The organism is Mycobacterium sp. NGS19 (assembly GCF_059813155.1).
Genome location: NZ_JCALEB010000012.1, coordinates 1 through 1,400 on the forward strand (window position 1 = coordinate 1; position 1,400 = coordinate 1,400).

1 protein-coding gene is annotated in these 1,400 nt (G+C 62.1%); it reads left to right on the plus strand.

The genetic code is table 11. The features are described 5' to 3' along the window. The first annotated feature begins 115 nt into the window (after window positions 1–115). Complete coding sequence (locus AC5Y4N_RS21045) at window positions 116–1,345, plus strand: IS256 family transposase (protein WP_499912844.1); 1,230 nt, start codon at window positions 116–118, stop codon at window positions 1,343–1,345. The last annotated feature ends 55 nt before the right edge of the window (window positions 1,346–1,400 follow it).

The window sequence follows — 1,400 nt, forward strand, 5'->3', positions numbered from 1 at the left end:
GGGCGTGTCTTATTGACTGTGTAAGGGGTTGGGCCTGAATGGTGGTGGCTGACCACCGGACAGGAGAGTTCCATTGCCACAATCTGATTCGCCCAGAGACGACGCTGCCGCCAAACTGGGCGAGCTATTGCCGCCGGCGGCGGTCGATGCCTTACTGGCTGACGCCGAGGCCTCGGGCACCCCGATCGACGGTCCCGACGGACTGCTGGCCCAGATGACCAAGGCCGTGCTCGAACGGGCCCTCGATGTGGAGATCACCGATCATCTCGGTTATGAGCATGGTGATCGAGCTGGTTACGGCTCGGGCAACTCTCGCAACGGCCACGGCCGCAAAACCGTGTTGACCACGGCCGGACCGGTCGATCTGGAAGTACCCCGCGACCGTAACGGCACGTTCACTCCGGCGATCGTGCCCAAGCGCAAACGCCGCCTGGGCCAGGTCGAGGACATGATCTTGTCGCTGTACGCGCGTGGCATGTCGACCCGCGATATCACCGAGCATCTGGCCGAGGTCTACGGCGCTAGTGTGTCGGCGGCCACGGTTTCTCGGGTCACCGACGTCGTGACCGACGAGATCGCCGCCTGGCAATCGCGCCCGGTCGATCCGGTGTATCCGATCCTCTACATTGACGCCATCCGGATCAAAATCCGCGACGGCGGCGTGGTCGCCAACAAGGCCGCCCACGTGGTGATCGGCGTCGATATCGACGGGATCAAACAGGTCCTGGGAATCTGGATCCAGCAGACCGAGGGCGCCAAATTCTGGCACGGGGTGCTCACCGAGCTACGTAACCGGGGATGTCGCGATGCGCTGTTCGTCTGTTGCGACGGTTTGGCCGGGCTGCCGGAATCGATCGCCGCGATCTGGCCACAGGCCATCGTTCAAACCTGCGTCGTGCACCTACTGCGGGCCTCGATGCGCTATGCCTCCTACACCGACCGACGCAAGATGGCCCAAGCGCTGCGCCCGATCTACACCGCGGCCACCGAAGAGGCCGCCAAACTGGCCCTCGAGGAGTTCCGCGCCCAGTGGAAGACCAAGTCGCCCGGAGCGGTCGCGGTCTGGGACCGGGCCTGGGCCGAATTCGTGCCGTTCCTGGCCTTCCCAGTCGAGATCCGCAAGATCATCTACACCACCAATGCGATCGAATCGCTGAACTACCAACTACGCAAAGTCACCAAAGCCCGCGGATCATTCCCCTCCGACGCCGCGGCCATGAAACTGCTGTATCTGGCCATCCGCAACATCAACCAGAAACGAGGAAACCAAGGACAAGGAACCTACAACTGGACTGAAGCGCTCAACACCTTCGCCATCCAATTCCCCGAGCGCCTCCCACTATGACATCAACCCAAACATAAACGGCCTGAACCACTTACACGGTTAACTTGACAAGCCC